This window comes from Actinoplanes sp. G11-F43 (genome assembly GCF_050589265.1).
Lineage (GTDB): Bacteria > Actinomycetota > Actinomycetes > Mycobacteriales > Micromonosporaceae > Actinoplanes.
The window spans coordinates 157518-170787 of record NZ_JBNZCE010000027.1; the positions used below are offsets into that span (position 1 = coordinate 157518).

Annotated in this window: 12 protein-coding genes and 1 pseudogene; 7 read left to right on the forward strand and 6 right to left on the reverse strand. The window is 71.9% G+C overall.

The features are described from left to right. Position 1: 1 nt before the first annotated feature. From ACQ0O7_RS30955 to ACQ0O7_RS30975, 5 genes are all read left to right on the forward strand, one after another. Positions 2-2167, forward strand: a complete 2166-nt coding sequence (locus ACQ0O7_RS30955) for a hypothetical protein (protein ID WP_430787164.1) — start codon at positions 2-4, stop codon at positions 2165-2167. Between the two features lie 32 nt (positions 2168-2199). After that, a complete protein-coding gene (locus ACQ0O7_RS30960; protein WP_430787166.1) occupies positions 2200-2637 on the forward strand; it encodes a hypothetical protein in 438 nt (145 codons plus the stop codon). A 77-nt stretch (positions 2638-2714) separates the two neighbouring features. Further along, a complete protein-coding gene (locus ACQ0O7_RS30965; RefSeq protein ID WP_430787168.1) occupies positions 2715-2999 on the forward strand; it encodes a hypothetical protein in 285 nt (94 codons plus the stop codon). A gap of 92 nt (positions 3000-3091) precedes the next feature. Then, positions 3092-3574, forward strand: a complete 483-nt coding sequence (locus tag ACQ0O7_RS30970) for a helix-turn-helix transcriptional regulator (protein WP_430787170.1) — start codon at positions 3092-3094, stop codon at positions 3572-3574. Further along, positions 3571-3975, forward strand: coding sequence for a hypothetical protein (locus tag ACQ0O7_RS30975; protein ID WP_430787172.1), 405 nt, complete (start codon positions 3571-3573; stop codon positions 3973-3975). The genes ACQ0O7_RS30970 and ACQ0O7_RS30975 overlap by 4 nt, the downstream gene beginning before the upstream one ends. A gap of 257 nt (positions 3976-4232) precedes the next feature. On the opposite strand, the gene ACQ0O7_RS30980 is transcribed toward ACQ0O7_RS30975, so the two are convergent. Then, positions 4233-4871, reverse strand: coding sequence for an HD domain-containing protein (locus ACQ0O7_RS30980; protein WP_430787174.1), 639 nt, complete (start codon positions 4869-4871; stop codon positions 4233-4235). A gap of 219 nt (positions 4872-5090) precedes the next feature. Here ACQ0O7_RS30980 and ACQ0O7_RS30985 point away from each other — a divergent pair, with 219 nt between their 5' ends. After that, positions 5091-5357, forward strand: a complete 267-nt coding sequence (locus ACQ0O7_RS30985) for a hypothetical protein (protein WP_430787176.1) — start codon at positions 5091-5093, stop codon at positions 5355-5357. Between the two features lie 5 nt (positions 5358-5362). Here ACQ0O7_RS30985 and ACQ0O7_RS30990 read toward each other — a convergent pair whose 3' ends face one another. Then, a complete protein-coding gene (locus ACQ0O7_RS30990) occupies positions 5363-5947 on the reverse strand; it encodes a hypothetical protein (RefSeq protein ID WP_430787178.1) in 585 nt (194 codons plus the stop codon). A gap of 153 nt (positions 5948-6100) precedes the next feature. On the opposite strand from ACQ0O7_RS30990, the gene ACQ0O7_RS30995 reads away from it, so the two are divergent. After that, on the forward strand, positions 6101-7483 hold the full coding sequence (locus ACQ0O7_RS30995) for a helix-turn-helix domain-containing protein (protein WP_430787180.1): 1383 nt from the start codon (positions 6101-6103) through the stop codon (positions 7481-7483). 935 nt (positions 7484-8418) lie between these two features. Here the strand turns inward: ACQ0O7_RS30995 and ACQ0O7_RS31000 are convergent. The 4 genes and pseudogenes from ACQ0O7_RS31000 to ACQ0O7_RS31015 form a co-directional block, all read right to left on the reverse strand. Beyond that, complete coding sequence (locus ACQ0O7_RS31000; protein ID WP_430787182.1) at positions 8419-10131, reverse strand: hypothetical protein; 1713 nt, start codon at positions 10129-10131, stop codon at positions 8419-8421. Further along, entirely contained in the window at positions 10121-10891 is a 771-nt protein-coding gene (locus ACQ0O7_RS31005; RefSeq protein ID WP_430787184.1) for an AAA family ATPase, read from the reverse strand. Before ACQ0O7_RS31005 ends, ACQ0O7_RS31000 begins: the two co-directional genes overlap by 11 nt. Further along, positions 10888-12421: pseudogene (locus tag ACQ0O7_RS31010) on the reverse strand (Mu transposase C-terminal domain-containing protein). Before ACQ0O7_RS31010 ends, ACQ0O7_RS31005 begins: the two are co-directional and overlap by 4 nt. Positions 12422-12636: 215 nt before the next feature. Beyond that, positions 12637-13095 (reverse strand): hypothetical protein, encoded by a 459-nt coding sequence (locus tag ACQ0O7_RS31015; protein ID WP_430787186.1) that lies wholly within the window; start codon positions 13093-13095, stop codon positions 12637-12639. Positions 13096-13270 lie beyond the last annotated feature (175 nt).

Genomic DNA, 13270 nt, shown 5'->3' on the forward strand with positions numbered 1-13270 from the left:
CATGGGTACCGGCGGCAAGAACAGCCACCAGTCATACACCGTGGAACCGACCATCACCCTGGCCGGCCCCACACCAGCCGACACGCTGACGGCCGACAAGGCCACCGAGCTACTGGAGGGCATTCTCGAGGCGATCGACACCAAGCTCGGCGACCCGCCGGCGGCGGTCGAGCCGGCCGACGTGCTCGAGCAGCCGGTGCCCGAACCGGCGGCCGAGGCCACCGGCACGCCACCGGCATCGGGCGATCCCGCCGGCGACGAGCTCACCGACCCGGCCGGCGTCGAGCAGGCCGGGCCGGAACCACCCGGGGAGCCCGCGCCGCCGGAGCCGGCCCGCGACGCCGACGACGTCGACCCCCGGGACAAACCCGTGCTGCCGGTGCCCGAGCAGGTGCCCGTCGGGGTGGCCACCGGCGTGCCGGCGCTCGTCGGCGGCGCCGACCTCGTCGACGCCGCGGTGACCCTGGTCGCCTACGACAGCCCCGACGGGCCCCGCGAGGTGTTGCTGGCCACCGTCGACGAGCAGGCGGAGGCCAAACTGCTCGACGCGCTCGCCCTCGGCAAGCAGGAGATGGTCCCGCAACAGGTGCAGGAGAAGGTCACCGGCCGGCTGCCGATGGACAAGGAGCAGCAACTGCACGAGCAGCTCGCCCTGGCCGCCAAGAAGGTCAACGGCGCCCTGAAGAAGGGCGGCCCCATCCCGGAGCCGGTGCTGGGGCTGGTCAACTCCGCCGAGACAGCCGTCGCCGCGGTGGAGGCCAACCCCGACGCGACCGACGACGAGAAGGCGATGGCCGCCTACTACCGCGCCCATCTGGACGCCATCGGTGCGCGGGTCGACGGCACCGTCACCGCCGCCTACGCCGAGGGCGGCAAGGTCCCGCACGTCGATCCGTACCTGCACACCGGCATGGCCACCGTCACCAAGATGGTGGCGGTCACCGTCAGCTCCACCGACGGGCTGCCCACCGTCTCCGGCCCGGCCAGCCGCATCGGCGCGGTCATCGACCCGGTCACCGGCGCCAGCAGCTGGGACGGCACCAGCCGCAGCTCCGCGTCCGGCACCCAGTACGACATCGATCTCGGCGACGGCTACCAGGCGATCTACCGGCCCTACGGCGCCAACGAGAAGAAGAACGCCGACTACAGCCTGCGCGGCAAGCTCGAGGTGATCGCCCCACCCGGCGGCGGGAATGCCCCCGAACTGGTCAAGCGGCTCGGCCAGCTGCACCTGGTCAACCGGCCGATGACCGCCAGCGAGGGGGAGTGGAGCTACCTGCAGGCCAACATCACCGCCCAAGGCCTCGGCACGCACCCGGCCGTCTCCGGCGCGCTCGCCGACTCGGCGCAGCTGCAGAACCTGGTGCTGCAGGAGCTGTTCTACAGCCACGCCCACCAGGCCGTCGGCAAGAGCGAGACAGAACTGGCGATCATGGCCCGTGACCTCCAGCTGGAGGCGGCCGCCCGGGTGCTGCCGAAGAAGGTCACCGCCGTACGCGACGCCGTCGCCGCGGCCACCGGCCACGGTAGCGGCGCCGCCCTGGCCGCCAGCGCCGGCTACGACCCCACCCCGATCCGCAGCGGCGGCTGGCTGACCTGGTCGCGGTTCGACGTCGCCGCGAACCCGCAGCACCTGCAACAGGCGTGGAAGAACAAGAAGCTGGTGCACCACCTCGGCGGCGGAGGACTCGCCCCGATGCTGTCCACCGGCGTGCTGGCCAGCACCGAACGCCGCGCCGCGATGGGCACCGCACAAGGCCTCGGCAAGAGCGAGGACGCCGACAAGAAGTCCGGCGGGGCCAACGCCGTGTTCCTGCGAGTCAACTCCTCAGCGCCCAGCAGCGGCCCCGCACTGGTCTGGGACGACCCCCAGGTGCTGATGCGACGCACCGACTACTACGGCTACGACGGCGACCACTACGGCGCGATCAACCCGAAGAACCACCACTACTCCACCTCGGTCACCCGCGACCCGGCGAAGATCGCGAAGTTCGGCGCCTCGAACAACGAGATCATGTTCCGCGACGGCATCGACCTGCTCGGCGCCGAAGCCCCCAGCCGGATCGTCTGCTCCAGTCAGAAGGAACGCGCCAGCATCCTCAAACTGCTCACCGCCAAGGGCGTCACCCATCTGCGCGGGCGGCCCATCGACCAAGTCGTCACCTGACCGAAGACCGCACACCGCGAACAGGAGCGCCCATGAACCCCCTCTGGCAGGACACCGTGCAGCAACTGGTGGATGACGGCGCCGAGCTCGTCATCACCGACCCCACCGGCGACACCGTCTTCTCCGCACCCCTGGCCCGAGCCTGCAGACCCGACGCCGACAACCCCCGCTGTCTCTGGCTGCGCCCGCTCGCCGCACCCTTCACCGGCCCCGACGAGACCCTCGTGTTCTCCTTGAGCCAATGCCGCCGGCGAGGCCTGGACGTCGCCGGCCCACCCACACCCGCCGACGGCGGTGGCCTGCTCTTACCTCTGGCCAACGGCCAGCAGGCCCATCTGCGCCCGGCGACCGGCACCGCCGCGGAGGTCCTCGACATCTGGGACACCTTCGTCGGATCCCGGCTGACCGGCGCCGAAGAGCAGGCCCTCGACGCCCTCCTCGAGGACTCCTGGACCGGCCGCTACGCCTGACGCCCGGCAACCCCGTTGTGCGAATATCAATCTAACGTTACAGTGATATCACTATCGATGGATCGGGGGAGTTCGCAATGAAGATCACCCGGAGTACGTACGTCGCGGGCTACGTGCTCGCCCCGGTTCCGGGCATGGGCTGGATGGCCACGGGGATCGGCACCGGCCAGCACGACTTCCACAAGGACCTGTTCGGCATCGGCGACACCCCGGAGCAGGCGGCCGCCGCGCTGGCGCGGGCGATCCGCGACGCGCTGCACAGCCCGCTCGCCGCCGCGCGCGGCTGGGCCCCCGGCCGGTTCGACCAGATCGTGCTCATGCTGGCGACCCGGTTCGCGATGGACGACCTGTCCGCGTCCTGACCCGGCTCCCGATGCGCGGCACGGAGCACGTGCCGCGCGCCGGCGTTTCCAGCGCCGCCTCCACGCCCGACCTCCGAAACGGAGCACCACCCATGCCGCGCGCCCGTCACGTCATCACCGCCTTCAGCGGCGCCCGCCTGCGCGAGCAGCGCCTGCGCGCCGGCTTCCGCAGCCAGGAGGCGCTGGGCCGGCGTCTGGCCGAACGCGCCGGCGATCCCTCGGTCGCCGCGGTGACCCGCGAGCGACTCAAGGTCCTCGGCTACGAGAACGGCAACCACCAGCCCAGCGCCAAGGGGCTGCACGCGCTCGCCGACGTGCTGCAGGTGCAGCCCGCGGAGCTGCTCGACCCCGACGCCCCCGTCACCCTCGAGCTGCTGCGCGCGCTGCGCAACCTCACTCAGGGCCAGGTCGCCCAGCGCCTCGGCATCAGCCAGGCCCGCTACAGCCAGCTCGAGAACGGTCAGGCCGACATCGACGAACGCCGCGCCGAGCTCGCCGCGATCCTGCAGGTCGAGCCCGGCTATCTCGACCGCGTCCTGTCCGGTACCGCCGCCGAGGAGCCGCCCGCGCCATGACGATCACCCAGCTGCGAACCCAGGAACTGCGCCATCACCTCGACCCGCACCTCGCGGCGATGCCCGCCGACCCCTGGTGGCTGGTCACCCGCACCCATCAGTTCGCCGCGGCCGCCGGCATCACGGTCGACGTCGTGCTGGACGCCGTGACCTGGTGCCGGCGCACCGGACTGCAGGTGGGGCGGTGGTGGGCCGGTGCGGCCTTCGTCGGTGAGCCCGGTGCCCGGGTTCCGGTCCCACTGATCTACCTCAACCGGCAACTGTGCCCGACCCGCGGCCAGGCCGAGCTCGTCATTGTCCACGAGATGATGCACGCCCGGTGGCCCAGCTACGGCCACCGCAAGATCGCATTCGACCGCGCCCAGCAACTGCTCGACGTCGTTCCCGCACCGCGGTCCTGAGTGGTCCCCCGGCGCGCCGAGAAGCCGGCGCCCCGGCGGGGGACCACGCCCGGGAGGTCCCCGCCGGGGAGGCTGCTGGGAGTCGCCACGTCGTTGTCAGCGCTCGTTCGCCATCTCGCTGTCAGCAGGATTCGCCACTGCTGACAAGTCGTGGGTTCTGGCGCGGGAGCGGATCGTGGGTGCAGCGGCCCTCTGCGCCGCGAGTGCTGGGGCGGTCCGACCGCGACGGCTGCCCGCTCACCGCGGCCGGACCGGGCTCACCAGCCGCGGCCGCTGTTGGCCGCGAACGGGGCACTCGCACCGCCGACGGGCGTGGCGTGCCGGGCGCGGTGCGCGGCCAGCGCCGTGTCGACCTGGGCGATGACGTGGCCGTATTCGTCGGTCAGCGACACCGGCAGCAGGCCGATCCCGGCCTGGTGGTAGCGGCGGAAGTAGTCCAGCAGGCCGACCAGGGCGGTCTTGGCGGCGAAGTAGGCGCCCGCGTCGCCGGTCTGCTCGGCCCGCCGGATGTTCGAGGCGAACGCGACGGCCTTGTCGACGGTGGACAGCAGCAGGACCGGGTAGTCACCGGTCTCGATCGGCGGGTCCGGCTGGTCGAGGGCCTGGTGCTCGCCGGCCAGCGCCAGCACGACGTGCGCAGTCTCCTCGCCGTACCGGCCGGCCAGGAACGCCTTCGCGTCGACGCCGGCCGGGGCGAACTCGGGCAGGTCGTGCAGCAGTGCCGCCGCGGCGAGTTCGGCGCTGGCGTCGGGCACGTGCCGGACCAGTGCGGCGGCGACCGCGGCGGAGTGGGCCAGGGCGGGCCGGCCCTCGACCAGGTGATCGCCGTAGAGGGCGCGGGCGTCGCGGTACGCGGTGACGACCAGCGGATGGCGGGGATTGGACAATACGGTCATGGCGACCCTCTCTGGGTATGGCTACCATGGCGGGCTATGACGGGTCCGTTGCCTCGTTGGGAGGCCGATACCTGCGCGGTGTGCCCGGCCCAGACACTGGGGCCGGGCGCATTCGACGTCCTGGCCAGGCCCGGCCCGCGGTACCCGTACCACCCTGAGCTTGGCTGGCGGGCCGATTCGGACGGCGTGCCGGTGTGCGTGCACCCGTACCGGGTGGGGATGCCCGTCGGTGAGTACAAGTCGGCCGGGGCGCCGGTGCCGGACCTCGACAGCCCGGCGCCGGCACCCACGCCGGAGGCCCTGGAGCTGCCGGAGCGGCTGGAGGACCTCGAAGGGTGGCTGGTCGCGATGCTGCGCAGCGTGCCGCAGGAGCGGATGTTCGGCGCGGTCGCCCGCGCCGAACGCGAGGCCGCTACCCGGTTCGCCTCCCGCGACGTGGTGAAGGCGATGCGGAAAGTCATGTCGCGGGAGCTAACCCGGACCTGAGCCTCTCAGCCGGCGGCCGGGACCGGGGTGTCGAAGTTGATCCGGGTCGAGGCGCCGTGGCCCTGGATGCCGATCGACTCGTACAGCCGGCCGAGCACGTCAAGGCGGCGGTTGACCTCGCTGGTGGGCAGCCAGTACCGCATCGGCTTCGGGCCCCAGCCGGCCGCCGCGTACAGCTGGTCGGTCTCGCCGCCGACCTCGTAGCCGAACTCCTCCAGGTCGGTGGCGTGGTTGAACCGGATCCCGAGATCCTCCTGGATCTTCGTCATCACGTTCCACTGCGCGAGGATGGCGTGGACCATCTCGTCGACCGGGGCGGCGACCAGCAGCTCGGCGCGGTCCTCGTCGCCGGTGGCCTCCAGCACGGCGGCCTTGAGCGCGAGCACCCGCAGGCCCTCGATCGCCAGCTTCGGCGAGTCCTGCTCCACGTTCCAGTCGCTGATCGTGGCGTAGCCGGTGGTGGTGAACCAGCAGCACGTGTACTTCAGCGAGCTCTCGGTCAGGTGGGTGTAGAGCGGGTGCGCCTCGATCTGGGCGAGGATGTCGGCGGCCCGGGCGCCGACGACGGGGATGTCCAGTTCGGTGGTCATGGCGGTGCTCCTTCCAGAAGGGGAGAGGATCCGGCCGGGGCCTGTGGAGCACGTCCCGCCCGATGCACTCAGCGTCATCGGACGGCTGCGGGTTGAGAAGGGCTTCGGTGTTGCGGCAACATCGACGGCAACGGATCCCGAGGAGGCGGCCCGATGGACGCCGACAGCGACGCCGTACGCCACGTCTTCGGCGTGGTCCTGCACCACCTGCGCACCGAGGCCGGCCTGAGCCTGCGCGCCCTGGCCGCCCAGGCCCGCTACGACCACACCCGGCTCAGCCGCGCCGAGCACGGCGAGCACCTGCCCGCCGCCGACTGGGTCAAAGACATCGACACCGCCCTGCACGCCGGCGGCCTGCTCACGCTGCTGCGCTCGCTCGCCCCCGCCCAACCGCCGCCCTCGAAAGGGCGTACGGCTCTACCACTGGCCGGTCTACGTGTCGATGATGACCCCAGCGATAGCGTGACCTTGCAGATGTGCACACCGGACGGAAGGACGGTGCAGGTGAAGCTGTCCCGCCGCCAGCTCGGCGAGCTCCTGGCCACCGGCCTGCTACGCAGCGCGCTGCCCGCCGGCGTCACCGATCAGGATCAGGCCGACCGCGTCGCCAAGGTGATCGCCGAGCAGTATCCGGTAGACACGCAGGTGCTCGGCTACTTCTCCCGGCTGCTGACCGAGCACTTCACCGCCGACAAGATGATGGGCCCGCGGCAGTTGCTCGGCACCACCCTCGCCCAGATTCGGGTGCTCGATCGGCTGCGGCGTACCTCCTCACCCGACAGCACTGAGCCGCTGCTACGGCTGCTGGCCCAGTACGCCGAGTTCGCCGGCTGGCTCCAGCAGGACCTCGGGGACACCACAGCCGCCCGGTACTGGTCCGACCGCGCCACCGGATGGGCGCAGGCCGCGGGCGACTACACCATGGTCGCGTACCTGATGATCCGCAAGTCGAACATCGCGCTGCTGGACAACGATCCGCGTGAGGTCATCGAGTTGGCGGCCGGCGCTCGCAAGGTGCCCGGCGCGACCCATCCTCGGCTGCACGCCCTGGCCGCGCAGCAACAGGCCCGCGGCTGGGCGCTCTACGGAGACGCCACCCGCTTCCAGCGGCAGATCGACGACGCCGCCACCCTATTGCGCGAGCACCCCGCCGACTACGACCCGGCCGCGCCGGTCTACCTGCACCAATACAGTCTCGACGTGCTGCAGGAGCAGTCCGCCGGCGGCTATCGGGCGTGCGGGCAGGCCGCGGCCGCTGTCCGCATCCTCGAAGACAAGATCAAGGCGACGGGCGAGCACCTGCGCCGGGATCAAGGGCATCTGCTGGCCAAACTCGCCAACACGGTGCTCGCCGTGAAGGAACCGGAGCCGGATCGGGCGATCGCGCTCGGCCTGCGCAGCGCCACGGCGGCCGCGTTCACCGGCTCGGCCCGCATCGGCACGGAACTGCGCACCCTCGACACCGTGCTGGCGACCCGCTTTCCGACGACGCCGGGCCGACTCGAGCTGCATGAAGCGGTCCTCGCGCTGGGCTGACCTGCGTGGCGGGACTACCGTCTTCCCGGACTGCGACGACCCGGACTGCCCGAGGCGCGTGATCCGGAGGTGATCCGGGCCGCCGGCAGAGGTGGCCGCCGAGGCCGGGCCAGCGCAATCCCCGTCACCGCAGGAAATGACCCATTCCCCGCGACAACCCACCCGGACGGGTGACACGCCCGCCACGCCGACCGGCAGACATCGAAATACGTCGTACCCCTCTGGCACCCTCGACTCGTACACGTTTCCTGCGACAACCGGCGTGGAGGTGCCCGGCTGTGGCTGGTCGGTCTGCGGGTTGCGGTGGGGCAGCCAGCGGCAGGCCGAGTCCAGGCCGTGCCCGTACAGCCGCTCGACCTCGGCGATCACCTCCGGGACGTGCCGGCGGTGAACGTCGGCCCGGTAGTGCAGGACCGCGCCCCCGGGCAACTTCGGGAGCCGGACGAAAGGGCGCGGCCCCGGCAAGGCCCGCGGCGATCGCATCAGCGCCGTGGCAGGCAACGTGGTGAGCAGCTGGTGGCCGATGCCATGCACCGCCGCCCGCAGCGCGGGCGGGATGACGCTCGCGTGGCAGACCAGCAACATCGTCACCGGCGTGCGGTGTGCCAGGTCGACCAGGTGCGCGGAGGCCCCGGCGCCGAGCCGATGGGCACGCAGCACGATCAGCTCCTCGACGCCTTCACCGGTGATCCAGCCGGCGACCGCCCGCCATGCCAGCGTGGGGGAGACGAGCTTCTCCCGGCGCAGCAGGTGCACCGGCCGACCCAGCGCGGCGAGCACGTCGTGCGCCAGCGCGGCCGCGCCGAGGGTCGCGGGGGTGGGGTGCACCACCACCCGGCCGCCGCCGGGATCATGACGCCTCAGCAGCTCCCGGGTCACCGCGACGTCGTCCGAGGCGTCCATGAGGATGGTGACCCGCCCGGTACGGGCGTCAGTCATCGCGGCCGCCGTGCTTCGGCGGGGGCGGGCCGGTCGGTGAGCCGCAGCGCGAACGCGATGTCGGGGTGCACGGTGACCTCATCGTGGAAGGGAACCGGTGGTGTCCGCACGGCGAAGTGGCAGGCGATCAGGTCCTGTTCGAGGACCCGCAGGCGGCGTTTGCGGCCGGTGTGCTGGTAGCTGCCGCGCAGCGCGGCAGTGCCGTCGAGGAAGGCATGCACCAGGTGGACCACGACGCCGGGACTGCGGCCGGTGTCGTGCCAGCGCTTGCCGACGCGCTCGTGCAAGTAGCGGTACGGCGCCGGGGCGAGCACCGGGTAGGCCGCAGGCGTCACTGCGGTCATGCAGGACCGGCCCGGCGCCGGGTGGCGCGGAGTGGCCGTGTGCACCGGCCGGTCGTGGCGTGACCAGCGGACCCGCATCGGCCAGTAGCCGACCAGGTCGGGCGGCGCAGCGGGCAAGGTTAGCCCGCACTGGGCGGCGGCCTGCTCGAGGTGCTCCCGCACCGGGTCGAACCCCGCGAACAGCCGCTGCCCCCGGTCGCCGGGGTGACGGGCCAACAAGAAGGCGCGGGCGGCGTGCAGCAGCGGCCGGGCCGCGGGCGCGACGTAGAACACCGCGACCGAGCGTGGCGGGGCGCCGGCGGCGTAGCGCTGTTTGCTCGCGCCACGGACCTCGCCGACGTCGAACGGGATCCGCACCTGATGCATCGGTGCGACGAGCGCGTCCAGGCGCAACGACTGTAGCGCCGCCAGGTCGACGCCGGTGATCAGCGCCAGGGCGAGGCCGGCGGCGAGCACCGGGTGGGCGACGCCGGCACGGATCCGGGCCACGGTCTCGGCGGTGACCGGCGGGCTGGTCGTTCCGGGCCCGGCCAGGTTGGCCAGGTTCGGGATCGCCAGCCAGTGCCCGTGCAGCAGGAACCCGGCCTGCAGGCCGCGCAGCAGAGCGAGGGTGTGCTGCCGGGAGGGACTGTCGTGCACCAGTTCGGCCAGTAGGCGCTGCAGGCGCTCGCCGGCGAACGTGGTCTCGCCGACCGCCAGCCGCTGCGGAGGCTGCAACCAACGGCAGGCCGTGTCCAGGCCGCGGCCGTACAGCTCGTCGACGAGCGCGAACACCTCCGGTGGTTGCCGGCGGTACACGTCAGCCCGGTAGTGCATCACCTGGCTGACGGGCAGACCGGCAGGCAGATCGCCGTAGCGCCGGCGCGGCTGCGGCCGGGTCCGCCGGGGCCGCAGCGCCGGCTGCTCGTCGGCCAGCTGGAGCAGCCCGGCGAAGTCGGTGACCCGGCACGTGACGCCGCGAACCGTGGCGGCCAGCACCGCCGGCACCATAGGGGTGTGGCAGACCAGCAGCAACGAGATCTCGGTGGTGCGGGTCAGGTCGATCAGGTGCTCCCAGGTGTCGGCGTCGAACCGGTGAGCGCGCAGAACGATCAGGTAGTCGATGCGGTAGGCCGACACCCATGCCCGGACAGCGGCCCAGGCGTTGCCCGCCCGGGCCAGCCCCTGGGCGCCGAGCGCGGCCGCCGGAGCGCCGAGCGCAACCAGTACGTCGTGGGCCACATCGCGTGGCCGCCGGCTCGTCGCGCTCGGATGCATCACGAACGTCTCGGTGGCCGGATCGTGGAAGGCCAGCAGGGTCCGGGTCACCGTCACGTCGTCGTCGGGGTCGAGCAGAATGCCCACCCGGACGGGATCACTCGTCACGGCCGCCGAGCCGGGAGAACACCCACTGCATCACGTCGCGGTCCGGTGCCGGCCGATGCAGCCGGGCCATACCGGTCACTACGTGCGAGGTGATCTTCGACCAGGCCCGGAAGTTGCCGTGCCCGGCGTGGGTGTCGGCGTAGGCGATCAACTCGGCGTCCACCCCTGCCCACACCGGGTGGTACACCGGGATCACGTCGAGGACCTGCTCACGGCTCATCCGCCGGAACTCCTGCCACACGTACACCCGCGAGGAGAGCATCGGCTCGCGGCGCAGCACCCGGTAGCAGTCGCCACCGCCGACGAACACGATCGCGATGTCGGTACGCGGGTCGTCCCACAGATGCCGCCAGAACTCGAAGCACTCCCGCGACAGCCACTGCGACTCGTCGCAGACCAGCACCCGCGGCCGCTCGGCCAGGACCCGCTTGAGCAGCGCGTCGAACTCGATCGGCCGTGCCGGCGGCGCTCCGGAGCAGCCGAGGGAGTCGAACAGCACGTGCCGGATGTCGCGTGGGGTCGGCCGGGCCCGGAACTGCACCCGGCACACCTCCTCCGGCGCCAGCGCCCGCAGCGAGGCGTTGACCGACAGCGTCTTGCCCAGCCCGGCGTCGCCGTGCACGCACATCATCGCCCGCGCGGCCAGCACGTCGGCCAGGTTGTCGCGCAGCGCCAGCAGCGACTCGGTGGCCACCACATGCGCCCCGGACAGCCCCAGGTAGTGGTCGTCGCGTTCGTCGAGTTCTAACCAGGTCGTCACGGCGCGGGCGTGTCCTTCTCCTCGGATCCGGAGCTGATGCCGGCGGCATCAGCCGGTCGCTGCTGGGCCGAGCGCGGCAGCACCCAGCCCGGCTCCGGCGGCCCGAGCGGTACCACCCGCGGCCGGGCCTGCGAGCGCAGCGCGGCGTCGCCCGCGTCGACGAGTTCGGCCGTGGCCTCGTCGCGGGTCATCGCGCCGAGCGGCCGGGCCGGCTCCGCGGTCGTCACCGCCGCGTACCGCTGCCGGCGGGCCTTCTCCGCCCGGCGCAGCTCGGCCGACAGCCGATCGCGGCGTGACTGGCGGGCCCGGCGCACCGCCTTGACCTGTTCCGCGCTGGCCTGATCGGCGAGCCCGGCCGAACCCAGGTACGTGCCGGTGCGGGCGTCGAAGACCTCGACCTCGTGGTCGTGATGCGGCATCCACCGCACCCTGACCTGCACCCGGCGTACCCGGCCATCCAGGCACCGACGTAGTACCGCGATCGCCACTGCACGCCCTTGGTCGTGATCCGCCGGACCCGGCCGTCGTCTTCGAGGGTGAACAGCCGTAGGTCACCGGCCGGGACCGTGCTCAGCGGCGTCGGGTCCTGCTCCCACGCCTGCAGCGGACTGAGCCCGTCGAGGGTGTCCATCGGATGTTCGTTCCACCAGCTGACCCAGGCCAGCAGCTCGTCGACGAACACCTCGAACCGCAACGCCGGCGCATCCGGATCCGCCGGGCGCCGGTTCGCCAGCCGCGGCGCCTGGGTGTAACGCGGCAGGCCGGCGAAGAACATCGACTTCGCCGCACCGTTGAGCGTCTCCACCGAGCCCTTCAAGTGCGGCGTGTACCCGGGCAGGTCCGCGATCCGGACCGCGAACACCGCGCACGCTGCGGCCACCGTGCGCGACAGGAAGTCCTTGCCCCGGTCGATCCGGATCGCCTGCGGCAGACCGCCGGCCGGACCGTACGGGTCCTCCACGCTGATCGCGGCCCGCAGCGCCGCCAGGATGCTCTCCCGGCTCGGCGAGCCCGGCGTCACCGCGGTGCCCAGCACCATGTTCGTCGCGGTGTCGACGAACCAGGTCACCCACGGCTTCACCAGCCGCCCATCGACGTCGACCTCCACCGGCGCCTCGACGTGATCGGACTCCCACGCCTCGTTGCGGTGCGCCGGCGGCCGCTGCAGGAACACGTCATGCGCGCCCGGGCCGCCTGCTCACCCTTACGCAGCCCGGCCCGGTCGCCGGGCGACAGCTGTCGATCCACGGCCCGGTACAGCGTGGCCAGCGACGGCGCCTCCGGGCCGCCGGCCGCCGCGGCGTCGACCAGCTCGCGGTGCACCGCCACGACGTTGCCGCGCCAGAACGCCAGCCGCTGCCGCACCTCGGCCGTGACCACGAACCGCTTTCTGGTCGGGGTGGCCGAACCGGTCGCGGCCGCCACCCATCGCCACACCGTGCGCTCGCTGACACCCAGACCCTGCGCCACCAACGCGACCTGCGCGGCTGGCAACGGGCCGGCGGCCGCGAGCTCCACCAACCTCCGCACCGCGGCGTCGCGCAGCGCCGTGGTCTTCGGCTCGCCTGCCGTGCTCACCCCAGCGCCGCCCTCGATCGGTCCCGATGGATCTGTTGCGCCAGGCTACGAGCAGCACCTCACAGGCCCCATACGACATGCCGCACGCACTGACACGTGTTGAGCGTCAAGTGATGTCAGCAGTTGCCTACAAGATCTTTGTCAGTGACATAGAGCCAGCTGATCCGTCACAGGGCCGTGACGTGCAAACCAAGCGCGAGAGCTGGGACCGTGGTCCAGGAAGGAGGGGCAGCGCCGACATACTGAGCGCCAGCGTCAGCCGTCACCTTGACGACGGACCGGAAGAAGTGCATGCAGTCGATCGCGTCCGTCAGTCGGATCGTAGGCGCGGCCTGGGTGGCCGCCGAGGCCCCAGGATCTCGCACGGCTCCCAGCACTCGCGCTGCGGTGATCGTCGCGTGCCCATGGGCGACGTCGTGCCGAACTCGAAGCCACTGTTGCATGACCGCCTCGACATGGTTCGGCTTGATCAAGACCGGGCCGTTGCCGCGGCCGCCACGCTGCTTCCACGTCCAATGCGGGCGGGGGTTGAACCCTGCGCGATTCCACAGCGCCAGGCTCTGCGCAGGTCCTGGTGTCGAGAACAACTCCAGTGATTTGTTGAAGTCGGTGGTCCACTGCGCCATCGCGCCGGGCAACAAGGACGTGCCCGTGACCGTGGGCCCTCCCCCTTGATCTTGGACACTTGAACCTTGGATCGTGAGGTCCGGGTAGATCAGGAGTCCTGGAGCACGATGGCGAACAAGCACTATCCCGCGCAGTTCAAGGCCGACGCGGTGGCGTTGTACCGGTCTCGGCCGG